This is a genomic window from Micromonospora endolithica, from assembly GCF_003626595.1.
Classification (GTDB): domain Bacteria; phylum Actinomycetota; class Actinomycetes; order Mycobacteriales; family Micromonosporaceae; genus Micromonospora; species Micromonospora endolithica.
The window spans coordinates 695715-718684 of sequence record NZ_RBAK01000001.1 but is presented as its reverse complement, the minus strand read 5'-3'; the positions used below and the strand labels follow the sequence as shown (position 1 = coordinate 718684).

Here is a 22970-nt window from a genome sequence, read left to right as displayed (position 1 = left end):
GACCGGCCGCCTAGACTCGCAAGAGTGTTGAATCGGATCGACCTGCGCGGTGGTGTCCGTGACCCGCGCCGCCTGCTGCCCCGTGCCCAACTCGACGTCTCCGTGGCGGTCGAGCGCATCCGCCCGCTCGTCGAGGCGGTGCGGGAGCATGGCTACCCGGCGATCCGCGAGGCGAGCGAGCGGTTCGACGGCATCTCCCCGGCGGTGCTGCGGGTGCCCGCGGAGGCGATCGCCGAGGCGGAGGGCACCCTCGACGAGGACGTGCGCGCCGCGTTGCTGGAGTCGATCGCCCGGGCCCGCCGGGTGCACGACGACCAGCGGCGCACCGACCACACCACCACGGTCGTCCCCGGCGGCACGGTCACCGAGCGTTGGGTGCCGGTCGACCGGGTCGGCCTCTACGTGCCCGGCGGCCTGGCGATGTACCCGTCGACCGTGGTGATGAACGTGGTGCCCGCCCAGGCGGCCGGGGTGCGCTCGCTGGTCGTGGCCAGCCCGCCGCAGCAGGACAACGGCGGCCTGCCCGACGCCCGGGTCCTCGCCGCGTGCGCGCTGCTCGGCGTCGACGAGGTCTACGCCGTCGGCGGCGCCCAGGCGGTGGCGATGCTGGCGTACGGCGCGGCGGTGGACGCCGAGGGCACCGCGCACTGCGAGCCGGTCGACATGATCACCGGCCCGGGCAACATCTGGGTGACCGCCGCCAAGCGACTGCTGCGCGGTGTGGTGGGCATCGACGCCGAGGCCGGCCCGACCGAGATCGCCATCCTGGCCGACGCGACCGCCGACCCGGCGCACGTGGCGGCCGACCTGATCAGTCAGGCCGAGCACGATCCGCTGGCCGCCAGCGTGCTGGTCACCCCGTCGGTGGAGCTGGTCGACGCCGTCGAGCGGGAACTCGCCCGGCAGGTGCCGGCCACCAAGCACGTCCAGCGGGTGACCACCGCGCTCACCGGCGAGCAGAGCGGCGCGGTGCTCGTCGACGACCTGACCGACGGCCTGCGGGTGGTCGACGCGTACGCGGCCGAGCACCTGGAGATCCAGACCGAGAACGCCCGCGAGTGGGCCCTGCGGGTGCGCAACGCCGGGGCGATCTTCGTGGGCGCCTGGTCGCCGGTGTCGCTCGGCGACTACTGCGCCGGCTCCAACCACGTGCTGCCCACCGGCGGCTGCGCCCGGCACTCCTCGGGGCTGTCCGTGCAGTCCTTCCTGCGCGGGGTGCACCTGGTGGAATACACGCGGGAGGCGCTGCGCGACGTCGCGCCGCACGTGGTGACCCTGGCCGGGGTGGAGGACCTGCCGGCGCACGGTCAGGCGGTCAGCGTCCGCTTCCCCGGTGGCGTGTCGTGACGACGCTGGACGACCTGCCGATCCGCGACGACCTGCGCGGCCGCACGCCGTACGGCGCGCCGCAGCTGGACGTGCCGGTGCGGCTGAACACCAACGAGAACTCCTACCCGGTGCCGGAGCCGGTGGTCGAGGCGATCGGCAAGGCGCTCGCGGCCGAGCTGCGCGACCTGAACCGCTACCCGGACCGGGACGCCGTGGCGCTGCGCGCCGACCTGGCCGGCTACCTCGGCCACGGACTGACCGTCGACCACGTCTGGGCGGCCAACGGCTCCAACGAGATCCAGCAGCAGCTGCTCCAGGCCTTCGGTGGGCCGGGCCGCTCGGCGCTGGGCTTCGTGCCGGCGTACTCGATGCACCCGCTGCTCGCCCTCGGCACCGGCACCCGGTGGATCCCGGCGGCGCGCGGGGTGGACTTCGGGCTGACCGCCGACGAGGCGGTGGCGCAGGTCCGCGAGCACCGGCCGGACGTGGTGTTCCTCTGCTCGCCGAACAACCCCACCGGCACCGCGCTGGACCCGGCGGTGGTCGCCGCGGTGCTGGACGCCGCGCCCGGCATGGTGGTCGTCGACGAGGCGTACGCCGAGTTCGCCCGGCCCGGCACGGTCAGCGCCCTGGCGGTGCTGCCCGGCCACCCGCGGCTGGTGGTCACCCGCACCATGAGCAAGGCGTTCGGCTTCGCCGGCGGCCGGCTCGGCTACCTGGCCGCCGACCCGGCGGTGGTGGCGGCGGTGCAGCTCGTCCGCCTGCCGTACCACCTCTCGGCGCTCACCCAGGCCGCCGCCCGCGCGGCGCTCGCGCACCGCGACGCCCTGCTCGGCACCGTGACGGCGATCATGGAGCAGCGGGACCGGATCGTCGCCGAGCTGCGCGCCCGGGGGCACCGGGTGGCCGACAGCGACGCCAACTTCGTGCTGTTCGCCGTCGGCGCGTCCGACGCCGCGCCGAGCCCCGGAGCCGTCGACCAGGCCGCCGCCTGGCGCACTCTGCTGGAGGCCGGGGTGCTGGTCCGTGACGTCGGACTGCCCGGCTGGTTGCGGGTCACCGCCGGCACCCCCACCGAGACCGACGCCTTCCTGACCGCGATGGAGAGAGTTTCATGAGCCGCACCGGCCGGATCGAGCGGATCACCAAGGAGACCAGCGTCCTGGTCGAGATCGACCTGGACGGTACCGGCGCCGCCGAGATCAGCACCGGGGTCGGTTTCTACGACCACATGCTGCACCAGATCGCCCGGCACGGCGGCTTCGACCTGACCGTCCGCACCGAGGGTGACCTGGAGATCGACGCCCACCACACGATGGAGGACACCGCGCTCGCCCTGGGCGCCGCGTTCGACCAGGCGCTGGGGGACAAGGCCGGCATCCGGCGGTACGGCTCGGCGACCGTCCCGATGGACGAGGTGCTGGTCCGGGCCGCGGTCGACCTGTCCGGCCGCCCGTACGTGGTGCACGACGAGCCGGTGCTCGCCCCGTACATCGGGCCGGTCTACCCGACCAGCATGACCCGGCACATCTGGGAGTCGTTCGGCCAGTCGGCCCGGATCACCCTGCACGTGGACGTGCTGCGGGCGGCCCGGCCCGGCGGCCACCCGGACGCGCACCACGTGGTGGAGGCCCAGTTCAAGGCGGTCTCCCGGGCGCTGCGCGAGGCGACCGCCCTGGACGAGCGCAACGCGGGCGTGGTGCCCAGCACGAAGGGCGCCCTCTGATGGGCGCGGCGCTGCCGACGCTGCTGCTGATCCTGGCCGGCGTCCTGGTCGGCGGTGCCTGGTCGCTGCACCGCCAGGGCGCCCCGCGCGGCGCGGTGGTGGTGACCGGGCTGCTCGCCGCGCTGGCCACGGTCGGCGGCCTGTTGTGGTTGTTCCCGGGGGAGGGGTCATGAGTCGGGTGGTGGTGCTGGACTACGGGTCGGGCAACCTGCGCTCGGCGGAGCGGGCGCTGGAGGCCGCCGGGGCCGATGTGACGGTCACCGACGACCTGGCCGCCGCCGCGGACGCCGACGGCCTGGTGGTGCCGGGCGTCGGGGCGTACGCCGCGTGCATGGCCGGCATCGAGGCGCTCGGCGCCGGCCCGGTCATCGCCGAGCGGGTCGCCGCCGGTCGCCCGGTGCTCGGCATCTGCGTGGGCATGCAGGTGCTCTTCGAGCACGGCGACGAGCACGGCGTGGTGACGAAGGGGCTCGGGCTGCTGCCCGGCGGGGTGACGAAGCTGCCCGCCGAGCGGCTGCCGCACATGGGCTGGAACACCGTGCGCACGGCGCCGGGGTCGGTGCTGTTCGCCGGCCTGCCCGCCGACAGCCGCTTCTACTTCGTGCACTCGTACGCGGTCAACGACGTGGCCGGGCTGAGCGCCGCCGGCGCCCGGGTGACCGTGGCCCACCACGGGGCCGACTTCGTCGCCGCCGTGGAGCGGGGATCGCTGTCGGCCGCGCAGTTCCACCCGGAGAAGTCCGCCGACACCGGTGCCGCGTTGCTGGGCAACTGGCTGGCCACCCTGCCGACCGGTGACTGAGCGCGTCGGCGCCCGCGTACCCTCCGGAGGGGCGCGGTGAGCAAGGAGCGGGCCCGCCGGCGGGCGGCGCGACAGGCCGAGGCGGCCCGGGAGCGGGTGGTGCGTGACCGGCAGGTGGCCCGTCGGGCCCGCCGCCGGTCGCTGGTCCGCCGGCTGACGCCGAACCTGCGGCGCGGTCGGACCGGCCGGCTGTACCGGCACAGTCGCGGCGAGCGCGCCGTGATCGTGCTGCTGACCCTGGTGGCGGTGTTCCTGATCTGGTCGCTGGTGCCCGACCTGGGGCTGCGGATCGGCCTGATCGCGTTGCTGCTGCTCGTACTGCCGGCGATCGTCGTGATCGCCCTGGACCGACGTTGAACCGAGGAGAAGACACGTGACGCTGACCCTGTTGCCCGCTGTGGACGTCGCCGACGGGCAGGCCGTCCGCCTCGTCCAGGGTGCTGCCGGCAGCGAGACCACCTACGGCGACCCGCTGGAGGCCGCCCTGGCCTGGCAGCGGGACGGCGCCGAGTGGATCCACCTGGTCGACCTGGACGCGGCCTTCGGTCGGGGCACCAACGCGCACCTGCTCGCCGAGGTGGTGCGGCAACTCGACGTCAAGGTGGAGCTGTCCGGTGGCATCCGCGACGACGAGTCGCTGCACGCCGCCCTCGGCACCGGTGCCGCCCGGGTGAACATCGGCACCGCCGCGCTGGAGGACCCGGTCTGGTGTGACCGGATCTGCGGCGAGTACGGCGACCGCGTCGCGATCGGGCTGGACGTGCGCGGTCGTACCCTCTCCGCGCGGGGCTGGACCCGCGACGGCGGGGACCTGTGGGAGGTGCTGGAGCGGCTGGACAAGGCCGGCGCGGCACGGTACGTGGTCACCGACATCACCAAGGACGGCACCATGCGCGGGCCGAACCTGGATCTGCTGCGTGAGGTCTGCGCCCGGACCGACGCACCGGTGATCGCCTCCGGCGGCGTGTCCACGCTGGACGACCTGCGGGCCCTGTCGTCGCTGGAGTCGGCGGGTGTCGAGGGTGTGATCGCCGGCAAGGCGCTCTACGCCGGCGCGTTCACCGTCGCCCAGGCGCTGGAAGTCCTGGCCGCCGCGTGACCGTCACGCGCCTCGGCTCCGGCGGGCCCTGGGAGTCGGCGTACGGCTACGCCCGGGTGGTCCGGGCCGGCGACCGGGTGGTCACGGCCGGCTGCACGTCCACGGTCGACGGGGTGGTCACCCACGTCGGTGACGCGGCGGCGCAGACCGCCCAGGCGTTGCGGATCGCCCTGGACGCCCTGGCCGAGGTCGGCGCGGCACCCGGGGACGTGATCCGGACCCGGATGTACGTGACCGACCGCACCTACGCCGACGAGGTCGGCCGGGCGCACAACGCGGTGCTCGGCGCGGTCCGTCCGGCGGCCACCATGGTGGTGGTGGCCGCCCTGCTGCACCCCGACCACCTGGTCGAGATCGAGCTGGAAGCCCATCTCGGTACCGACTGAGGCGGCGCGGGTGGGCCGGGGTCGCCGGTGCGGCCCGGACGGATAAGTTGTGCACAACTTGATTGCGGGCTACGGTTCCGAGGTGACCGATGATCTGGTGCTGCGCCGGCAGGTGTGCTTCGCGCTCTACGCGGCGTCGCGCGCCCTCACCGACGTGTACCGGCCCATCCTCGACGGGTTCGGGCTGACCTACCCGCAGTACCTGGTGCTGCTCGTGCTCTGGCAGCGCGACACCGGACCCGAGTCGACGCCGGACGCCGACGCCGGTCCCACCGTCTCCGAGCTCGGCGCGGCGCTGCGGCTGGACTCCGGCACGCTCTCCCCGCTGCTCAAGCGGCTGGAGGCGGCGGGCCTGGTGGTCCGGCGGCGCTCCACGCGCGACGAGCGGCGGGTGGAGATCGGCCTCACCGCCCAGGGGCGGGAACTGCGGGAGCGGATGGACGACGTGCCGGCGTGCGTGGCCCGGGCGACCGGGCTGACCGCCGACGAACTGTTCGCCCTGCGCGACACCCTGACCCGGGTCACCGACACGATCCACCGACAGAAGGAGCAGTGACCATGCAGGTGCTCTACACCGCCTCCGCCCGGGCCACCGGCGACGGCCGCGACGGCCACGTCCGCACCTCGGACGGCACCGTCGACCTCGACCTGGCCGTGCCGAAGGAGATGGGTGGCGCCGGCGACGCGGCCAACCCGGAGCAGCTCTTCGCCGCCGGCTACGCGGCCTGCTTCCACTCGGCGCTGCGGCTCGTCGGCCGCAAGCTCAAGGCCGACGTGAGCGGTTCGGTCGTCGAGGCCGAGGTGGGCATCGGCCCGAACGGCAGCGGCGGCTTCGGGCTGGCCGTGACGCTCGTGGTCGACCTGCCCGCGGTGCCCCGCACGGCCGCCACGCAGCTCGTCGAGCAGGCCCACCAGGTGTGCCCCTACTCCAACGCCACCCGGGGCAACGTCGAGGTCGTCCTGACCGTCCGCGAGGCACTCGCGGCCTGACCGCCGCGACCCCACCCCTCCCGGACCGCGACGAAAGGACGATCAGCGTGAGCGTCAACCGTGAGATCCACCTGGCCGCCCGCCCGCAGGGCTGGCCGACCACCGACAACTTCCGGCTCGTCGAGACGCCGGTGCCGACCCCCGGACCGGGCCAGCTCGTGGTCCGCAACCAGTACATGTCGGTCGACCCGTACATGCGCGGCCGGATGAACGACGTGAAGTCGTACACCCCGCCGTTCGCCCTCGACGCCCCGCTCGACGGCGGCGCGCTCGGCGAGGTGGTGGCGAGCGAGGCCGACGGCTTCGCCCCCGGGGACATCGTGCTGCACGCCCTCGGCTGGCGGGAGTACGCGCTGCTCGACGCGAAGGGCGCCCGCAAGGTCGACCCGACGCTGGCACCGGTCACCGCGTACCTGAGCGTGCTGGGCATGACCGGGCTCACCGCGTACGCCGGGCTGCTCGACGTGGCCGGCATGAAGCCGGGGGAGACCGTCTTCGTCTCCGCCGCCGCCGGGGCGGTGGGCAGCCTGGTCGGGCAGATCGCCAAGCTCAAGGGCGCCGCGCACGTGGTCGGCAGCGCCGGCTCGGCGGCCAAGGTCGAGCGGCTCACGGCGCTGGGCTTCGACGCCGCGTTCGACTACCACGACGGTCCGGTCCGGCAGTCGCTGAAGACCGCCGCCCCGGACGGGATCGACGTGTACTTCGACAACGTCGGCGGTGACCACCTGGAGGCGGCGATCTCGTCGATGCGCCCGCACGGCCGGGCCGCGATCTGCGGCATGATCGCCCAGTACAACGACACCGAGCCGGCGGCCGCCCCACGCAACCTGGCGATGGTCATCGGCAAGCGGCTGACCCTGCGCGGCTTCCTGGTCAACGACCACGGTGGGCTGCGTCAGACGTTCGTCCGGGAGATGGCGGGCTGGCTGCGCGACGGCAGCGTCTCCTACGACGAGACGATCGTCGACGGCATCGAGAACGCCCCCGAGGCGTTCCTCGGCCTGCTGCGCGGTGAGAACCTCGGCAAGATGCTCGTCCGAGTGTAAGGAAGGGCACCTTCTTAACGCCTCAGGTAGAGGAAGGGCCCCTTCCTAACACGACGACAGCGACGACAGCGCGACGGCGGCCGTCGTCCCGGGATTGGATAGGCTCACGACATGACGGTGGCGGTACGGGTGATCCCGTGTCTGGACGTGGACGCCGGGCGGGTGGTCAAGGGGGTCAACTTCCTCGACCTGCGCGACGCCGGTGACCCGGTGGAGCTGGCCGCGGCGTACGACCGGGCGGGCGCGGACGAGCTGACCTTCCTCGACGTGACCGCCTCCTCCAGCGACCGGGGGACCATGCTCGACGTGGTCCGCCGTACCGCCGAGTCGGTCTTCATCCCGCTGACCGTGGGCGGGGGCGTCCGGCAGGTCGCCGACGTCGACACCCTGCTGCGGGCCGGCGCCGACAAGGTCGGCGTGAACACCGCGGCGATCGCCCGGCCCGAGCTGATCGCGGAGATCGCCGACCGGTTCGGCCGGCAGGTGCTGGTGCTCTCGCTGGACGTCCGCCGGGCGCCCGCCGGGACCACCGGAAGCGGTTTCGAGGTGACCACCCACGGTGGCCGGCGCGGCACCGGCCTGGACGCGGTCGAATGGGCGCGACGCGGCGCGGAACTGGGCGCCGGGGAGATCCTGCTGAACTCGATGGACGCCGACGGCACCAAGGCCGGCTTCGACCTCGACCTGATCGGCGCGGTGCGCCGGGTGGTGGACGTCCCGGTGGTGGCCAGCGGCGGCGCCGGGGAGGTCGCCCACTTCCCGCCGGCGATCGCCGCCGGTGCGGACGCGGTGCTCGCGGCGAGCGTCTTCCACTTCGGTGAGCTGTCCGTCGCCGACGTCAAGGACGCGCTGCGCGGAGCGGGCCACCCGGTCCGCTGACCGACGCCGCCGCCAGCGCCACGTCGCGGTCTGGGCCGCATTCTGTCCGGGCTGCGTCCCGATCTGGCCCGGTCGCGGTCTGGGCCGTGTTCCGTCCGGGCCACGTCGCCGTCCGGCCAGTCGCATCCCCGGCCGGACGAGCGGGTCCGGGCACGCGGCTCAGGCCGTGCGCGGGCCGTTCTCCGGTGAGCGCCGGGGGGTCGGGATCGAGCGCACCGCGTACTCCTGGACGGCCGCCGCGTGGTCGGCCTCGTCGAGGTGCCACTCCGCGCTGCCCGGCGTGTGCCGGCGGGTCAGCGCGCTCTGCACGGTGTCCACGGTGGTGGCCAGGCCGGCGTTCGGGCGGGTGCGCCAGAGCCGCTCACCGTCCGGGGTGATCCGGAACCAGCCGTCGGAGACGCTGACCAGCCCGGCGCCGACCAGCCGGCGTACCGCCACCTCCACCTCGTGCCGCTCCGGGATCGCCTGGTTGAGGTGGTCGGCGGTGGAGAGTACGTCGGTGAGGCGTACGCCCTCGGGCCGCCGGCTGGACGCGGCCCGGCGGTGGCGTCCGGCGCCGCTCGCGATCACCAGCGACACGAAGATCCAGGCGTCGGTCCACCGCCATCCGTTCTCCCCCATGCGCCGATTCTGCCGGGCGCCGCGATGGAAGGGAACACCCGAGCCTCCGTCGCCACCCACCGCCCACGGTCCGCGTACCGTCCGTCCTCTTGCGACCGGCCGCGGCCGGACCGCCCCGCGGCCCGCCCGGCCGCTCAGCCCGCGACGACCGGCCGGGGGCGTACGGCGGCGCGGGTGGCCGGCGCCGGGACGGTGAACAAGGGCAGGAAGAAATGCGTCAGCGGCCCGATGGCCAGCGCGTAGGCCACGGTTCCGAGGCCCAGGGTTCCGCCGAGGAGCACGCCGAGAACCAGGACGACGATCTCGATGACGGTGCGGACCAGCCGGATCGAGCGGCCGGGACGGCGGGCCACGTACCCGGTCATCAGGCCGTCGCGGGGTCCCGGCCCGAGCCGCGCGCCGAGGTAGAGCCCGGTGGCCGCGCCGTTGCCGACGATCCCGGCGACCAGCAGCGCGATCCGGACACCGAGCGGCAGCCCCGGGGGCAGCAGCGCCAGGGCGGCGTCCACCACCAGCCCGATCACCACCACGTTGCTGACCGTGCCGAGGCCGGGCCGCTGCCGCAGCGGTATCCAGAGCAGCAGCACCGCGACGCCGGTGGCGATGGTCACCGTGCCGAAGGAGAGGCCGGTCCGCTCGGACACCCCCTCGTGGAAGACGTCCCACGGGTTCAGGCCCAGGCCGGAACGGATCATGAGGGCCATGCTGACGCCGTAGAGGAGCAGCCCGGCGTAGAGCTGCGTCAGCCGCCGGACCGGCCGGTTTCGGAGATTGCCAATTGCTGCCACGCGTGCCACTCTAGGGACCAATTGGTGGGATGGGAGAGCCAATATCAGGGGAGTGGCATGACCAGCCAGGTGCGCGGAGGGCAATTGGCCCGGCTGCTCGGGCAGTGGCATGCCCTTCCGGGCCGCCGCCGCAGCCCGGACTACGCCGCGCTCGCCGGCGCCGTCCGCGGCCTGCTCGCCGACGGCCGGCTGCCCCTGGGCGTACGCCTGCCGGCCGAACGCGAGCTGGCGGAGGCGCTCGCGATCAGCCGGACCACCGTCACCGCCGCCTACCGGGAGCTGCGCGAGAGCGGCCACCTGGCCAGCCGCCGGGGCGCGGGCAGCTGGACGATGCTGCCCGGCACCCACCGGGTGGCCACCTCCGGCCTGTGGACCCCCTCCGACGACCGGGACATGATCGACCTCGGCGTCGCCGCGCTCGCCGCCCCGGCGCAACTGCTGCCCGCGGCCCGCGCCGCCGCCGAGGACCTGCCGCGCTACCTCGGCGGCGCCGGCTACCACCCGACCGGGATCCTGGAGCTGCGGGAGGCGGTGGCCCGGACGTACGCCGACCGGGGTCTGCCCACCTCGCCGGAGCAGATCATGGTCACCAACGGCACCCAGCACGCCCTCGACCTGGTGCTGCGACTGGCCCACAGCCCCGGCGGGACGGTGCTGGTGGAGGCGCCCAGCTATCCGAACGCGCTGGCCGCCCTCGCCGCCCGGCGGGCCCGGATCACCACCCACGGCCTGGCGCTCGCCGAGCCCGGCTGGGACGCCGACCTGCTGCTCGGAAGTCTCCGCCAGGTACGCCCCAAGCTGGCCTACCTGATCCCCGACTTCCAGAACCCGACCGGCCACCTGATGCCGGCCGAGCTGCGCGAACGGGTGGTCGCCACCGCCCACGCGGTCGGCACCGACCTGATCGTCGACGAGTCGTTCGTGGACCTGCCGCTGGACGGCACCCTGGTGCCACCGCCCACCGCCGGCTTCGACCGGCACTCCCGGGTGGTCACCGTGGGCGGGATGAGCAAACCCTTCTGGGGCGGGCTGCGGATCGGGTGGATCCGGGCCTCCGCCCCGCAGGTGCAACGGCTCGCCGCCGTCCGGGTCGGTGTCGACATGTCCAGCCCGGTGCTCGACCAGCTCGTCGCCGTACACCTGCTGGCCGACGCCCCGGCCATCGTGGCGGCCCGGCGGACCCAGCTCGCGGCGCAGCGGGACGCGCTGCTCGCGGCGCTCGCCGAGCGCCTGCCGGACTGGCGGGTCGCGGTGCCGCACGGCGGCGTGACCCTCTGGGCGGAGTTGGACGGCCCGATCTCCAGCGCGCTCGCCCGCGCCGCCGAGGAGGTCGGCGTACGCCTGGCGCCCGGTCCCCGGTTCGGCCTGGACGGGACCCTGGAGCGATTCCTGCGGCTGCCGTTCACGCTGCCCGCCGCCGACCTGGTGGAGGCGGTCGGCCGGATCGCCGCGGTCCGCTACGACCTGGACCGGGCGGCCCGGCCCCGGTGGCGGGAACCGGCCGTCATCGCCTGATCCGGGGTGTGCCGAAAGCCGCCGGGCGACCGGGTCCGGGCTGGGACACTGCCCAGGTGGGAGGGGACGCCAGGACACGACTGATCAGCTGGGGCGGGCCGGGCACCCGGGTCACCCGCCTGGAGCTCTTCTACGACCTCGTCTTCGTCTTCGCGTTCTTCAACGTCACCACGCTGGCCGCGGCCAACCTGACCGTCCGTACGCTGCTGGAGTCGCTGGCGGTGGTGGCCCTGCTCTGGTGGTGCTGGACCGGCTTCGTCGCGGTCGGCAACGTGGTCCGGGCCGACCAGGGGATCATGCCGGTGATCGGCTTCCTGATCATGGCGGCGGTCTTCGTGCTCGCCCTCACCACGGCGGTGGCGTTCTACGACGAGCCCGGCGGTCTGCCCGGGCCGCTCGTCTTCGCGTGCGCCTACCTGGTCACCTGGGTGGTCAAGGTGGCCGCCCTCTGGAGCACCACGCTGCCCGAACGCGGGGCGGTGCGGCGTTCGGTGCTGCTCACCATTCCCACCATGAGTGGCGCGCTGATCATCCTGGCCGCGGCGACCCTGCCGCAGCGCCTCGTTCCCGAGCACGAGCGGGACGTGCGACTCGCGCTCTGGGCGGTGGCTCTGCTGCTGGAGTACGGGTTCGGTCTGCTGCTCGGGCGCATCGGCTGGCGGCTGCGCTCGGTGGGTCACTGGGCGGAGCGGCACGCCCTGATCGTGCTGGTGGCCCTCGGCGAGTCGGTGATCGCCCTGGGCATCGGCACGACCACCCGGGCCGGGCGTCCGATCACGGTGTCCGTCATCGCCGCCGCGGTGCTCGGTATCGCGGTCATCGCGACGCTCTGGTGGCTCTACTTCGACGTGCTGGCGTTCGCCGTCGAGCAGGCGCTGCACGGCACGCGGGGGCCGGAGCGGATCCCGCTGGCCCGGGACATCTACACCTACCTGCACCTTCCCCTCATCATCGGGGTCATCCTGGTGGCGCTGGGGCTGAAGCGGCTGCTCACCGGGGTGATCGCCACCCCGGGCAGGGCCGCGCGGGAGACCCTGGACGGGCTGGACCCGCTCGTGCTCTACGGCGGCGTGGTGGTCTTCCTGCTGGCCCTGGTGGCGATCGAGTGGCGGACCTTCCGGCGGCTCGACGGTCTCTCGCTGGGCGGCGCGGCTCTCCTGGCAGCAGGTACGCCGCTGGCGTACCTGCTGCCGACCCTGACCGCGCTGGGCCTGCTCACCGGCCTGGTGGGGCTGGTGGTGCTGGTCCGGCTCCGGTCGACCCGGCACATGCGTGCTCGGGTGCGCGAGAAGGCCCTGTCGGAGCAGGAGTCGTTGGAGGCCGAGGCGAACCGGTGGCGGCGGCGGCACCTGTGAATCCACCTGCCGGCGCGGTGCGGCCTGGGAGACTGCCGGGGTGGAGGGCCCCGGGGACCTACGGTGGTCGCGTCGGATCCGACCGAGCGCGCCGGGATCCCGCACGACGCGGCTCGAACTGTACTTCGACCTGGTCTTCGTCTTCGCGTTCCTCACCGTCACCACGCTGACCGCCAACAACTCCACCGTCCGGGGCCTGGTCCAGGGTCTGCTGGTGCTCGCCCTGCTCTGGTGGTGCTGGACGGGGTTCGCCGCGCTCGGCAACGTCGTCCGCACCGACCAGGGCGTGCTGCCGCTGGTCGCGTTCCTCACCACGGCCGCCCTCTTCGTCCTGGCGGTCGGCATGCCGCAGGCCTTCGTCGACCAGCCCGGCGGGCTCCCCGGCCCGCTGGTCTTCGCCGCGTGCTACCTCGTCGTCCGCGCCGCCCAGGTGGGCGTCCTCGGGTGGGTGGTGCGCGCCGACCCGCGGCTGCGCCGCCGCTGGCTGCTGCTGGCGTTGCCGCCCGTGGTGGCGACCGTGCTGCTCGTCACCGCCGCGCTGGCGCCGCAGCGGTTCGCCGGCGGGCAGGTGGAGATCGGTGTCCGGCTCGGGCTGTGGATCGCGGCGCTGGCCGTCGAGTACGGCGTCGGCCTGCTGTTGTGGGGCACCGGCTGGGTGGTGGTCTCGGCCGGGCACCTGGCCGAGCGGCACGCCCTGATCATCCTCGTCGCGTTGGGCGAGTCGATCATCGCCCTCGGCACCGGCTCCGGATTCGTCACCGGCCTGCCGCTCAGCTGGCCGGTGATCCTCGCCGGGACGCTGGGCATCGTGGTGGTCGCCGCGTTCTGGTGGTCGTACTTCGACACGCTGGCCCTGGCCATGGAGCAGACGTTGCACCGTACCCGGGAGCGGGCGGCCCGGCTCCGGCTGGCGCGCGACGCCTACACCTACCTGCACCTGCCGCTGATCGTCGGGGTCATCCTGTTCGCGCTCGGCCTCAAGGGCCAGCTGGCCGAGGCGGCCGACCCGCTCACCCCCCGGTGGGGTGAGCGGATCGAGACCCTCGAGGTCCTCGTCCTCTACGGCGGCGCGGCCGTCTACCTGGCCACGCTGGTAATCCTCGGCTGGCGGGTGCTGCGGACCGTCCGTTGGCCGTCCGTGGCGGCGGTGGCGGCGGTGGTCCTGCTGGCGCCGGTCGCCAGACAGCTGCCGGAGCTGATCGCCCTCGGGGTGCTCGCGGTCTCGGTGGTGGCAGCGGCGGCGGCGCAGACGGTCGTCGACACGCCCCGTCGGCGGCAGGTTCGGCAGGTGGCGCTGGAGGAGCAGCTCGCGGGTGAGGTCGACCAGACCCGGTGGCGCGGGGAACACCTATGACGCGCGGTGGCCCCGCCCGACGGGCGGGGCCACCACGATCGGAGTCAGAGCTCGGCGAGCGTGCCGGCGTACATCTTGTCGATCTCGTCGGCGAAGTTGCTCTCCACGCCCCGCCGCTTGATCTTCAACGAGGGGGTGATCTCGCCGTCCTCGATGGTCAGGTCGCGCGGCAGGATGGTCACCTTCTTGATCGTCTCCCACCGGTTGAGCTTGGCGTTGAGCTGCGCCACGTACTCGTCGACCATGGCCTGCGCCTCGGGTGAGGAGACGATCTCGGCGTAGCTGCGGCCCTCCAGCGGCGTCCCGGCGGCCCAGCCCTTGATGGCGTCCGGGTCGAGGGTGACCAGCATCGTGCAGAAGTTGCGGGCCTGGCCGATGACCACCGCCTGCGAGGTGTACGGGCAGGTCGCCTTGAACATGCCCTCGATGTGCGACGGGGCGATGTACTTGCCGCCGGAGGTCTTGACCAGGTCCTTCTTGCGGTCGGTGATCCGCAGGTAGCCGTTCTCCAGGCTGCCGATGTCGCCGGTGCGGAAGTAGCCGTCCTCGGTGAACGCGGCGGCGGTCTCCTCGGGCAGGTTGTGGTAGCCGCGCATCACCGGCCGGCCCTTGAGCAGGATCTCGCCGTCGGTGTCGATCCGGCACTCCAGGTCGCCCATCGCGCGGCCGACCGTGCCGATGCGCAGCCCGTCGGGCGGGTTGACGAAGTTGCCGGCGCTGGTCTCGGTGAGGCCGTAGCCCTCGGAGATCGGCAGGTTCGCGGCGGCGAAGAAGGTGGCGATCTCCGGGCTGAGCGGCGCGGCGCCGGAGACGAGCACCCGGATCCGGCCGCCGAGCCGGGCCTGGAGCTTGCTGAACACCAGCTTCTCGGCCACCGCGTACTTCAGCTTCAGCCCGCCGGGCACCGGCTTGCCGGCCTGCTCCAGGCCGACCTTCTCCTTGCCCACGGAGACAGCCCAGGCGAAGATCTTGGCCTTCGCGCCGCCGGCGTCCCGCGCGGTGGTGACCGCCCGGTTGTAGACCTTCTCGAACACCCGCGGCGCACCGCACATGAGCGTCGGCTTGACCACCGAGAGCAGGTCGACGAGCCGGTCCACCCGGCCGTCGACGTACGTCGGCAGGCCGACGTGGATCGCACCGCAGAGCAGCGTCTTGCCGAACGAGTGGGACAGCGGGAGCCACAGGTACTGGAGGTCGTCGTCGCGGAGCAGCCCGACCTCGGACTGGGCCACCCCCTCCCAGCACCAGCCGCCGTGCAGCAGCTCGACGCCCTTGGGGCGACCGGTGGTGCCCGAGGTGTAGATCAGGGTGGCCAGGTGGTCCGGGCCGATGCCGGCGACCAGCCGGTCGATCAGGTCGGGCTCGGCCGCGAGGGCCCGGGTGCCCTGCTCCTCCAGCTCGGTGAGGGTGAGCTGGGGGACCGCCGCGGTCGGGTCGGCCGCGCCGTCGAACAGCACCACGTGGGTGAGCCGGGGCAGGTCCGCGCCGGCGATCTTCGCGGCCTGGGCCGGGTTCTCGGCGAACAGCACCCGGGAGCCGGAGTCGGCGATGATGTAGATCGCGTCGTCCGGCTCGGTGGTCGGGTAGACCGTCGTCGTGGCGCCGCCGGCACACATGATGCCGAGGTCGGCGAGCACCCAGTCGAGCCGGGTGTTCGCCAGGATCGCGACCGGATCCTCCTGACCGACGCCCAGACCGTGCAGCCCGGCGGCGATCGCCTTGGCGCGGTGGGACACCTGCTCCCAGGTCGACCAGACCGGCCCGGAGTCGTCGGGGGCCGGGTGGGCGAAAGCGTCACGGTCGGGGGTCGCCGCGACGCGCTTCAGGAACATGTCAGGGATGGAGCGGTACGGTACATCGAGAGCCATCGCTGTAGCCGCCTTCGGGGGTGGTGACGTGACCACCGTCACGCCAGTGTGGGTTACCGAAGAGTATTGCCTGCACCCGGGCATCGGCTAGCCCGGGTGATCCCGCGCTGCCCTCGTCCCGCGAGATGGAACGCCGCGGTCAGGCGTATCGGGCGGCCGTACGGGACCAGTCGTAGGTGGCGCGGATCCAGTGCCGGCGCCCCCGCAGCACCGGTCGCACCTCGCTGTCCGCGGTCGACAGGAGGGTCTCCTCCGTCCGCACGTACGCGGTCAGCGCCTGGTTGAACCGGTCGGCGGCCGCGCGCAGCGCCGCGGGTCCGTCGCCCCCGTTCTCCGCGGCGAGGACGCTGACCAGATTGTGCGCGTCCGGGCCGGTACGGCGCTCCTTGTCGTAGGAGAAGACGTCGTTGCACCAGCAGACCAGGTCCGCGGTGAGCAGGTCGAGCGCCACCAGCGCCGGATGGGTCCGCGTGGCCGGGCCGGTCAGCCCCCCGGTGGCCAGGTCGGTCAGCGTCAGCGTCGGGTGCACCCCGCCGGTGTGGCGACGCATCTGCACGTACTCCTGGAGTCCGGGGGTGCGGGAGTGCTCCCGGTTGGCCGCCTCCCAGAGCAGGGCCAGCAGGTACTCCCGGACCTGACTGGTGAAGCGCAGCAGCATGCCGGCGTGTCCCACCTGTCGGACCCGGCGGCACAGGTCGTCCAACGCGTCGCCGAGCGGGCCGGCCGCCGTGGGCAGTGGCGCCGCCGGGTCACCGTGCCGGTCCAGCACGTCGAGCAGCGCGGCGACGGTCGGCGCCAGCCGGGTGGGCGCGTCGCCCAGGCCGTCCTCGTCGCAGGCGTCGTCCATCACGAACAACCAGCAGATCAGGTCGGTCAGCAGGCGCAGGGACGCGACCGGCCCGTCCGGGCAGGCCCGCCCGGCCAGGCCGGCCGGATCGGCCCGGCGCAGTCGGTGGCTGTCAACGATCATGCCGCGCTGCCGCGCCCAGGTCAGGGTCTCCTCGGTGACCTGATCCGTCGCCTCGTGCCGGCGAGCGGGGAAGGGGGGTTCGTGCAGCGCCGAGACCGCGAAACCTCGCATGGTCGCCCCCTGTCGCGCCGCCCGGGTCGGGACGGCGCGGCACAGCGTACGGGACATCGGATCGGCGGCGATCAGTGGGTACGGTGCATCACCGGTATCGTGGTGACCGATTACGCACAGCCCGTCACATGCCCAGGCCGGCTCCGCGCAGGCGCTCGGCGGTCGCCGCCGGCCCGGAGATCTGGACCCGTGCCACGCGTTGCCGGCCGGAGAGGAAGAGCACCAGCTCGCCGGGCGCGCCCACCACCCGGACCCGTTCGCCGCCCCGCCCCACCGACAGCTCGCCGTACCCGGGCGCCTGCACGAAGACGTCGGCCGGGAACCGGCGCAGCCCGAGCCGGGCCAGCGGCGCCGCCCGCTTCCACAGCGCCCGGTGCAGCCCGGCGGGCAGGTCCCGCGGATGCCAGCCCGCGCGGGCCCGGCGGACGTCCTCGTGGTGGATGAAGAACTCCATCGTGTTGGCCAGCTCGTCGGTCAGCGGATTGCTGACCGGGCTCCAGAACGGCGGCCGGCGGACCTGGTCGACCAGCCGGTCCCAGGGGCCCGCGGCGAGACGCCGGCGGACCCCCTCGGAGTAGCGGCGCAGCGGGGGGAGCAGGATGCCGCCGGCGGCGTCCGGCCGGCGTTCCCGCAGCACCAGGTGTGCGGCCAGGTCCCGGGTGCTCCACCCGTCGTTGACCGTCGGCGCGTCCGGTCCCAGCGTTCCGAAGAGATCGGCGAGCGCCTCGCGCTCCGATCGGGCGTACCGCGGCATGACAGCGATCCTAGGGCGGGCGGACCCGCGCCGCCTCCCGGACGTGGCCGGCGCGGCGGTCGCGGCGGCCCGACCCTCCGGCGTCGGGAGCGGCCGGCCGTGGGTACGTGACGGTGGACATACCCCGCCAGGGTCTGCGGAGCGGTCCCACAGCGGTAAGGATGAGAGAGATAATTGCGGCTTACGGCGGGGGAGAGTGTGGCGACCAGGACAAGTCGGGACGTGCTCGTCCGGGGAATGGTGGTCCTCGGGCGGGCGATCCGGGAACAGCCGAGGATCTTCGCGGTCGCGGTGAGCGGCAGTGTGCTGTTCGGCCTGATGGTGATCGGCAGCGCGTTCGTGGTCGGCGCCGTGGTCGGCGACGTGGTGGTGCCGGCGGTCGAGAGCGGCTCGGTCCAGACCGGCCTCCTGGCCCTGGCCGCGGTGACGCTGTTCGGGATCAGCGTGCTGCGGGTGGTCGGCATCTTCGGCCGACGGCTCGGCGCGGGTTACATGCAGTACCGCCTCCAGGCCGCCTACCGGCGCCGGGTCACCCGTCGTTACCTGGAGTTGCCGCTGTCCTGGCACCACCGCAACGCCACCGGCACCCTGCTGTCGAACGCCAACTCCGACGTGGAGGCGGCCTGGTACCCGATCGCCCCGTTGCCGTTCGCCGTCGGCACGTTGGTGATGCTGGTCGGCGCGGTGGTCTCGCTGTTCGTCACCGACTGGGCCCTGGCCCTGGTCGGGCTCGGGGTCTTCCCGGCGCTGTTCGCGCTCAACGTGGTCTACAGCCGCCGGATGGCTCCCCGGCAGGCCCGGGCGCAGCGGCTGCGGGCCGAGGTCAGCGGCATCGCCCACGAGAGCTTCGACGGCGCGCTGGTGGTCAAGACGATGGGCCGGGAGGCCCAGGAGACCGACCGGTTCGCCGCCCGCGCCGGGGAGTTGCGCGAGGCCCTGGTCTCGGTGGGCCGGCTCCGGGGCGTCTTCGACCCGATGCTGGAGGCCCTGCCCAGCCTCGGCACCCTGGCCGTGCTGGTGGTCGGCGCGTTCCGGTTGCGCCAGGGCGCGATCAGCGTCGCCGAACTGGTCAGCGTGGCGTTCCTGTTCACCGTGCTGGCCTTTCCGGTGCGGGCGATCGGCTGGGTGCTCGCCGAACTGCCGCGCAGCGTCGCCGGCTGGGACCGGGTGCGCCGGGTGCTCGACGCGACCGGCGAGATGCCGTACGGCGACGCCGTGCTCGACCCGGCCGGGGGCCCGGCCACGCTCGACTTCTCCGACGTGCACTTCTCCTACGAGCCGGCCGAGGCGCACCTCCCCGGCACCGAGGTGCTCGGCGAGGTCACCTTCGCCGTCCCGGCGGGTCGGACGGTCGCCCTGGTCGGGCCGACCGGCGCCGGCAAGTCCACCATCGCCTCGCTCGCCGTCCGCCTGGTCGACCCGGACTCCGGCACGGTCGGCGTGGACGGCGTCGACGTCCGCCGGCTCACCGCCGCGTCGCTGGCCGGCGCCGCCGCGCTGGTCGCCCAGGTCCCGTTCGTCTTCGACGACACCGTCCGCGCCAACATCACCCTGGACCGGCCGGGCATCGGCGACGACGACGTCTGGGCGGCGCTGCGGCTGGCCGAGGCGGACGGTTTCGTGGCGGCCCTGCCCGACGGGCTGGACACCCGGGTCGGCGAGCGCGGCACCTCGCTCTCCGGCGGTCAGCGGCAGCGGCTCACCCTGGCCCGGGCGCTCGCCGGCCGCCCCCGGCTGCTGGTGCTCGACGACGCGACCAGTGCCGTCGACCCACGGGTGGAGGCGGCGATCCTGGCCGGGCTGCGCTCCTCCGCCGGGGAAGGGAGCGGATCGGCGGCGTCCATCCTGGTGGTGGCGTACCGGCGGGCGACCATCGCCCTCGCCGACGAGGTGATCTATCTGGAGCAGGGACGGGTGGTCGCCCGGGGCACGCACGTCCGGCTGCTGGCCACCGTGCCCGGCTACGCCGACCTGGTCACCGCCTACGAGCAGGCCGAGGTGGAGCAGACCGAGCAGCGCCCGTACGACGACGAGGAGGTCACGCCGCCGCTGGCGTCGGGCCTGGAAATCGAGGTTGACCGGTGAGCGCGAGTAGCACGACCACGGCGGTGCAGGAGCCGGCGGAGCCGGAGGAGACGACCTGGCGGACACTTCGCCGCGGGTTGGCGCTCTCCCCGGAGCTGCGGGTGGGCTTGGCCGGCACGTTGGGGCTGGCGCTGGTCTACATGGTGGGCCGGGCGGCGGTGCCGGTGGCCGTGCAGCAGGGCATCGACAACGGCATCGTGGGCGGGCTCGACCTGACCGTGGTGTGGACGGTGGTCACGGTGACCGCCGCGGTGCTGGTGGTGACCACGCTCTGCGGTTACCTGATGACGCGCCGGCTGTTCACGGTCAGCGAGACGGCGTTGGCCAACGTGCGGGTCCGCGCGTTCCGGCACGTGCACGACCTGTCGATGCTGCACCAGCAGTCCGAGCGGCGGGGGTCGTTGGTCAGCCGGGTGACCAGCGACGTCGACCAGATCACCCAGTTCCTCCAGTGGGGTGGTGTGATCCTGCTGGTCAACCTGGGCCAGCTGGTGGTGACGACGCTGGTGATGTTCGCGTACTCCTGGCAGTTGACCCTGGTGGTGATCGCCGCGTTCCTGCCGGCGGTGTTCGTGATCCGGGCGTTGCAGCGGCGGCTGGCCGCGGCGTACGGGGTGGTCCGGCAGCGGACCGGCACCCTGCTGGGGACGGTCGCGGAGAGTGTGGTCGGCGCGCCGGTGATCCGGGCGTACGGCATCGCGGGGCGCACCTCCCGGCGGCTCGACGAGGCGATCGACAACCAGCGGCAGGCGCAGCAGAAGGCGATCCGGATCAGCATCCTGGGCAGTTCGGTGGGCGAGCTGGCGGCCGGGGTGGCGCTGGCCGGGGTGGTGGTGCTCGGGGTGGTCCTGGGTGCCGACCGGAGCCTGAGCATCGGTGAGGTGACCGCGTTCCTGTTCCTGGTGACGCTGTTCATCCAGCCGGTGCAGATCGCCACCGAGGTGCTCAACGAGGCGCAGAACGCGATCGCCGGCTGGCGGCGGGTGCTGGACGTGCTGGACGTCGAGCCGGATGTGGCCGACCCGGGCGTCCAGGGGCGGGACCTGCCGTCCGGCCCGCTGGACATCCGGTTCGCCGGGGTGCGGTTCGCCTATCCGGGCGGTCCGCCGGTGCTGCACGACGTCGAGGTGGAGATCCCGGCGAAGAGCCGGGTGGCGATCGTGGGCGAGACCGGCAGCGGCAAGACCACCTTCGCGAAGCTGGTCACCCGGCTGATGGATCCCACCGAGGGCGCGGTGCTGCTGTCCGGGGTGCCGCTGGACCGGGTGCGGTTCGCCTCGCTGCGCTCGCGGGTGGTGATGGTGCCGCAGGACGGGTTCCTGTTCGACGCGACGGTGGCGGAGAACGTCCGCTTCGCCCGTCCGGACCTGACCGACGCGCAGCTCACCACGGCGTTCACCGAGCTGGGCCTGGCCGACTGGTTGGAGAGCCTGCCGTCGGGCCTGCACACGCCGGTGGGGGAGCGGGGCGAGGCGCTGAGCGTGGGGGAGCGGCAGTTGGTCGCGCTGGCGCGGGCGTACGTGGCCGATCCGGACCTGCTGGTCCTGGACGAGGCGACCAGCGCCGTCGACCCGGCCACCGAGGTGCGGTTGCAGCGCACCCTGGACGCGGTGACCCGGGGGCGGACCACCCTCGCCATCGCGCACCGGCTGTCCACCGCGCAGGGCGCCGACGAGGTGATCGTGGTGGACCGGGGGCGGATCGTGCAGCGTGGCCCGCACGACGACCTCGTCCGCGACCCGGAGTCGATCTACGGCCAGCTCTACGCCTCCTGGCTGGAGCAGACCAGGTAGACGCGGCGGTCGCGGTGCTCTACCCTCCGAATTAGGTAAGCCTACCCTTCTGAGGAGGTCGTGCCGTGCGACCCAGCCCCGCCGAGATCGTCCGTACCCTCGTGGCCGGCCGGCTGCCCGGTCTCGTCCACGTGGCGCACCGGCCCGGCCCGCACCACGCCCGCCACGTCACCGACCCGGACGGGCGGGTGCTGCTGCTCGTCGGTGTGGTCAGCGACCTCGCCGCCGCGCTGCGCCCGGTGCGCGGTGGCTCCGACGTACCGGCGGTCCTGGACGTGCTGGACCTGCCCCCGGCCGCCGGCGCGCCGTCGCTGGGTCGGGCCTGGGTCTCCGGTTGGGCCGCGCCGCTGCACGGCGACGAGGCGCGCGCCGCCGCGCTGGACTTCGCCGCCGTGGAGCCGACCGGTGACCTGCTCGACGTCGGCACCCGCTTCCGGCTGTTCCGGTTCGAGGTGGTCGAGGCCCGCTGGGAACGCGCCGGCTCGGTGCGCCGGATCGACCCCGGGGCGTACGCCGAGGCCGAACCGGATCCGCTGCACGCGGCCGAGGGCGGACTCCTGGCGCACCTGGCCGACCAGCACGCCGACCGGATGGTCGGTTACCTGCGCCGGCAGCTCGGCCTGGCCGACGGCGGCCCGGACGCCGCGCCCCGGGTGGTCCGGCTGGACCGGTACGGGATGCTCGTCGCGTACGGCCGGCCCGGCGCCCGCCGGCGGGCGCGGCTGACGTTCCCCCGCCCCCTCACCGAGCCGGCGGACCTGACCCGGCTGCTGCGCCCGGCGCTGGTACCCCGGGCCGGCGCGCCGCCCGCCCGCTGGTTAGGAAGGGACCCTTCCACAACGCCAGGCGTTAAGCGGGGGCCCTTCCTTACACCTTGAGCGGGGCGGTGAGGTAGCGCTGGAGGGTCGGCGCGACGGCGGCGACGAGGATCTCCGGGTCGGCGGAGGCGGCCGGTTCCAACCGGACCACGTGCCGCACCATCACCAGACCGACGAGTTGGCTGGCCACCAGTGAGCCGCGCAGCGGCAGCTCCGCCGGGTCGACGTCGAGGTGCTCCAGGACCCGGCGCAGGATCTGGGTGGTGATGAACTCGCGCAGCAGGCGGGCGGTCCACTCGTTGCTCAGCGCCGAGCGCAGCAGGGCCACGCCGGCGGCCCCGGCGGGGGAGTCCCAGACGCCGAGGAACATCCGGGCCAGCCGCTCGCCGAGGCCGGCCCGGTCCCCGGCGAGCACCTTCGGCAGCAGCTCCGCCGGGTTGAGCGGCGCGTCCATCGCGGCCAGGAAGAGCTGGTCCTTGTTGCCGAAGTAGTGGTGCACCAGCGCCGGGTCCACCCCGGCGGCGGCGGCGATGGCCCGGATCGAGGCGGCGTCGTAGCCCCGTTCCGCGAACGCCTCCCGGGCCGCCCGCAGGATGGCCTCCCGGGTGTCCGGGTTGCCGGGTCGCCGTCCGGTCCGCCGCGCCATCGCCGCCTTTCGTTCCCTTCCTGTCCGGTGGCGCC

Annotated in this window: 24 protein-coding genes; 18 read left to right on the top strand and 6 right to left on the bottom strand. The window is 73.8% G+C overall.

Annotation, left to right across the window (positions count from 1 at the left end; all coding sequences use genetic code 11):
• The first annotated feature begins 24 nt into the window (after positions 1-24).
• The 12 genes from hisD (at position 25) to hisF (ending at position 8257) form a co-directional block, all read left to right on the top strand.
• Positions 25-1347: a histidinol dehydrogenase gene (hisD, locus tag D7223_RS03160; RefSeq protein WP_120724549.1), complete on the top strand. Its 1323-nt coding sequence runs from the start codon at positions 25-27 to the stop codon at positions 1345-1347.
• Complete coding sequence (locus tag D7223_RS03155) at positions 1344-2447, top strand: histidinol-phosphate transaminase (RefSeq protein ID WP_120724547.1); 1104 nt, start codon at positions 1344-1346, stop codon at positions 2445-2447. Before hisD ends, D7223_RS03155 begins: the two co-directional genes overlap by 4 nt.
• Positions 2444-3055, top strand: a complete 612-nt coding sequence (gene hisB / locus D7223_RS03150) for an imidazoleglycerol-phosphate dehydratase HisB (RefSeq protein ID WP_120724545.1) — start codon at positions 2444-2446, stop codon at positions 3053-3055. The genes D7223_RS03155 and hisB overlap by 4 nt, the downstream gene beginning before the upstream one ends.
• On the top strand, positions 3055-3228 hold the full coding sequence (locus tag D7223_RS32955; RefSeq protein ID WP_186832182.1) for a hypothetical protein: 174 nt from the start codon (positions 3055-3057) through the stop codon (positions 3226-3228). The genes hisB and D7223_RS32955 overlap by 1 nt, the downstream gene beginning before the upstream one ends.
• Positions 3225-3857, top strand: a complete 633-nt coding sequence (gene hisH / locus D7223_RS03145; RefSeq protein WP_120724543.1) for an imidazole glycerol phosphate synthase subunit HisH — start codon at positions 3225-3227, stop codon at positions 3855-3857. The genes D7223_RS32955 and hisH overlap by 4 nt, the downstream gene beginning before the upstream one ends.
• A gap of 36 nt (positions 3858-3893) precedes the next feature.
• Positions 3894-4214: a hypothetical protein gene (locus D7223_RS03140; protein WP_120724541.1), complete on the top strand. Its 321-nt coding sequence runs from the start codon at positions 3894-3896 to the stop codon at positions 4212-4214.
• 16 nt (positions 4215-4230) lie between these two features.
• Positions 4231-4956: a bifunctional 1-(5-phosphoribosyl)-5-((5-phosphoribosylamino)methylideneamino)imidazole-4-carboxamide isomerase/phosphoribosylanthranilate isomerase PriA gene (gene priA / locus D7223_RS03135; RefSeq protein ID WP_120724539.1), complete on the top strand. Its 726-nt coding sequence runs from the start codon at positions 4231-4233 to the stop codon at positions 4954-4956.
• On the top strand, positions 4953-5342 hold the full coding sequence (locus D7223_RS03130) for a RidA family protein (protein WP_120724537.1): 390 nt from the start codon (positions 4953-4955) through the stop codon (positions 5340-5342). Before priA ends, D7223_RS03130 begins: the two co-directional genes overlap by 4 nt.
• 82 nt (positions 5343-5424) lie before the next feature.
• Positions 5425-5898 (top strand): MarR family winged helix-turn-helix transcriptional regulator, encoded by a 474-nt coding sequence (locus D7223_RS03125; RefSeq protein ID WP_120725708.1) that lies wholly within the window; start codon positions 5425-5427, stop codon positions 5896-5898.
• A 2-nt stretch (positions 5899-5900) separates the two neighbouring features.
• Complete coding sequence (locus tag D7223_RS03120) at positions 5901-6332, top strand: organic hydroperoxide resistance protein (protein WP_120724535.1); 432 nt, start codon at positions 5901-5903, stop codon at positions 6330-6332.
• 41 nt (positions 6333-6373) lie between these two features.
• Positions 6374-7378 carry an NADP-dependent oxidoreductase gene (locus D7223_RS03115; RefSeq protein WP_120725706.1) on the top strand — a complete coding sequence of 335 codons (1005 nt, stop codon included), beginning with the start codon at positions 6374-6376 and terminating at the stop codon, positions 7376-7378.
• 111 nt (positions 7379-7489) lie between these two features.
• Entirely contained in the window at positions 7490-8257 is a 768-nt protein-coding gene (hisF, locus tag D7223_RS03110; protein WP_120724533.1) for an imidazole glycerol phosphate synthase subunit HisF, read from the top strand.
• 159 nt (positions 8258-8416) lie between these two features.
• Here the strand turns inward: hisF and D7223_RS03105 are convergent, their stop codons facing one another.
• Both D7223_RS03105 and yczE read right to left on the bottom strand, forming a co-directional pair.
• The gene (locus D7223_RS03105) at positions 8417-8878 is read right to left on the bottom strand and encodes a hypothetical protein (protein WP_120724531.1); all 462 of its coding nucleotides are present in this window, start codon (positions 8876-8878) and stop codon (positions 8417-8419) included.
• Between the two features lie 134 nt (positions 8879-9012).
• Positions 9013-9666 carry a membrane protein YczE gene (gene yczE / locus D7223_RS03100; protein WP_120725704.1) on the bottom strand — a complete coding sequence of 218 codons (654 nt, stop codon included), beginning with the start codon at positions 9664-9666 and terminating at the stop codon, positions 9013-9015.
• Between the two features lie 57 nt (positions 9667-9723).
• Between yczE and yczR the strand changes: the two genes are divergently transcribed.
• From yczR to D7223_RS03085, 3 genes are read left to right on the top strand one after another with little or no spacing between them, the layout of a single operon-like run.
• Entirely contained in the window at positions 9724-11181 is a 1458-nt protein-coding gene (gene yczR / locus D7223_RS03095) for a MocR-like transcription factor YczR (protein WP_120724529.1), read from the top strand.
• Between the two features lie 56 nt (positions 11182-11237).
• Entirely contained in the window at positions 11238-12536 is a 1299-nt protein-coding gene (locus D7223_RS03090) for a low temperature requirement protein A (protein ID WP_238161520.1), read from the top strand.
• A 40-nt stretch (positions 12537-12576) separates the two neighbouring features.
• Complete coding sequence (locus D7223_RS03085; protein WP_238161519.1) at positions 12577-13890, top strand: low temperature requirement protein A; 1314 nt, start codon at positions 12577-12579, stop codon at positions 13888-13890.
• Positions 13891-13934: 44 nt separating this feature from the next.
• On the opposite strand, the gene D7223_RS03080 is transcribed toward D7223_RS03085, so the two are convergent.
• From D7223_RS03080 to D7223_RS03070, 3 genes are all read right to left on the bottom strand, one after another.
• Positions 13935-15758, bottom strand: a complete 1824-nt coding sequence (locus D7223_RS03080; protein WP_120724527.1) for an AMP-dependent synthetase/ligase — start codon at positions 15756-15758, stop codon at positions 13935-13937.
• A 139-nt stretch (positions 15759-15897) separates the two neighbouring features.
• A complete protein-coding gene (locus tag D7223_RS03075) occupies positions 15898-16839 on the bottom strand; it encodes a terpene synthase family protein (RefSeq protein WP_120725698.1) in 942 nt (313 codons plus the stop codon).
• A 124-nt stretch (positions 16840-16963) separates the two neighbouring features.
• Positions 16964-17593 (bottom strand): TIGR03085 family metal-binding protein, encoded by a 630-nt coding sequence (locus tag D7223_RS03070; protein WP_120724524.1) that lies wholly within the window; start codon positions 17591-17593, stop codon positions 16964-16966.
• 198 nt (positions 17594-17791) lie between these two features.
• Between D7223_RS03070 and D7223_RS03065 the strand changes: the two genes are divergently transcribed.
• The 3 genes from D7223_RS03065 (at position 17792) to D7223_RS03055 (ending at position 22349) form a co-directional block, all read left to right on the top strand.
• Positions 17792-19678, top strand: a complete 1887-nt coding sequence (locus D7223_RS03065; RefSeq protein ID WP_238161518.1) for an ABC transporter ATP-binding protein — start codon at positions 17792-17794, stop codon at positions 19676-19678.
• A 23-nt stretch (positions 19679-19701) separates the two neighbouring features.
• On the top strand, positions 19702-21471 hold the full coding sequence (locus D7223_RS03060) for an ABC transporter ATP-binding protein (protein WP_120725696.1): 1770 nt from the start codon (positions 19702-19704) through the stop codon (positions 21469-21471).
• Positions 21472-21536: 65 nt separating this feature from the next.
• A complete protein-coding gene (locus D7223_RS03055; protein WP_120724520.1) occupies positions 21537-22349 on the top strand; it encodes a DUF2470 domain-containing protein in 813 nt (270 codons plus the stop codon).
• On the opposite strand, the gene D7223_RS03050 is transcribed toward D7223_RS03055, so the two are convergent.
• Positions 22339-22935, bottom strand: a complete 597-nt coding sequence (locus D7223_RS03050) for a TetR/AcrR family transcriptional regulator (RefSeq protein ID WP_120724518.1) — start codon at positions 22933-22935, stop codon at positions 22339-22341. The genes D7223_RS03055 and D7223_RS03050 overlap by 11 nt on opposite strands.
• Positions 22936-22970 lie beyond the last annotated feature (35 nt).

Excerpts from the sequence above, each read along its gene's own strand:
- D7223_RS32955 (WP_186832182.1), top strand. The coding sequence starts at position 3,055 with ATGGGCGCGGCGCTGCCGACGCTGCTGCTGATCCTGGCCGGCGTCCTG.
- hisF (WP_120724533.1), top strand. The coding sequence starts at position 7,490 with ATGACGGTGGCGGTACGGGTGATCCCGTGTCTGGACGTGGACGCCGGG.
- hisB (WP_120724545.1), top strand. The coding sequence starts at position 2,444 with ATGAGCCGCACCGGCCGGATCGAGCGGATCACCAAGGAGACCAGCGTC.
- D7223_RS03075 (WP_120725698.1), bottom strand. The coding sequence starts at position 16,839 with ATGCGAGGTTTCGCGGTCTCGGCGCTGCACGAACCCCCCTTCCCCGCT.
- D7223_RS03120 (WP_120724535.1), top strand. The coding sequence starts at position 5,901 with ATGCAGGTGCTCTACACCGCCTCCGCCCGGGCCACCGGCGACGGCCGC.
- D7223_RS03105 (WP_120724531.1), bottom strand. The coding sequence starts at position 8,878 with ATGGGGGAGAACGGATGGCGGTGGACCGACGCCTGGATCTTCGTGTCG.
- D7223_RS03080 (WP_120724527.1), bottom strand. The coding sequence starts at position 15,758 with ATGGCTCTCGATGTACCGTACCGCTCCATCCCTGACATGTTCCTGAAG.
- D7223_RS03070 (WP_120724524.1), bottom strand. The coding sequence starts at position 17,593 with ATGCCGCGGTACGCCCGATCGGAGCGCGAGGCGCTCGCCGATCTCTTC.
- yczR (WP_120724529.1), top strand. The coding sequence starts at position 9,724 with ATGACCAGCCAGGTGCGCGGAGGGCAATTGGCCCGGCTGCTCGGGCAG.
- hisH (WP_120724543.1), top strand. The coding sequence starts at position 3,225 with ATGAGTCGGGTGGTGGTGCTGGACTACGGGTCGGGCAACCTGCGCTCG.
- D7223_RS03050 (WP_120724518.1), bottom strand. The coding sequence starts at position 22,935 with ATGGCGCGGCGGACCGGACGGCGACCCGGCAACCCGGACACCCGGGAG.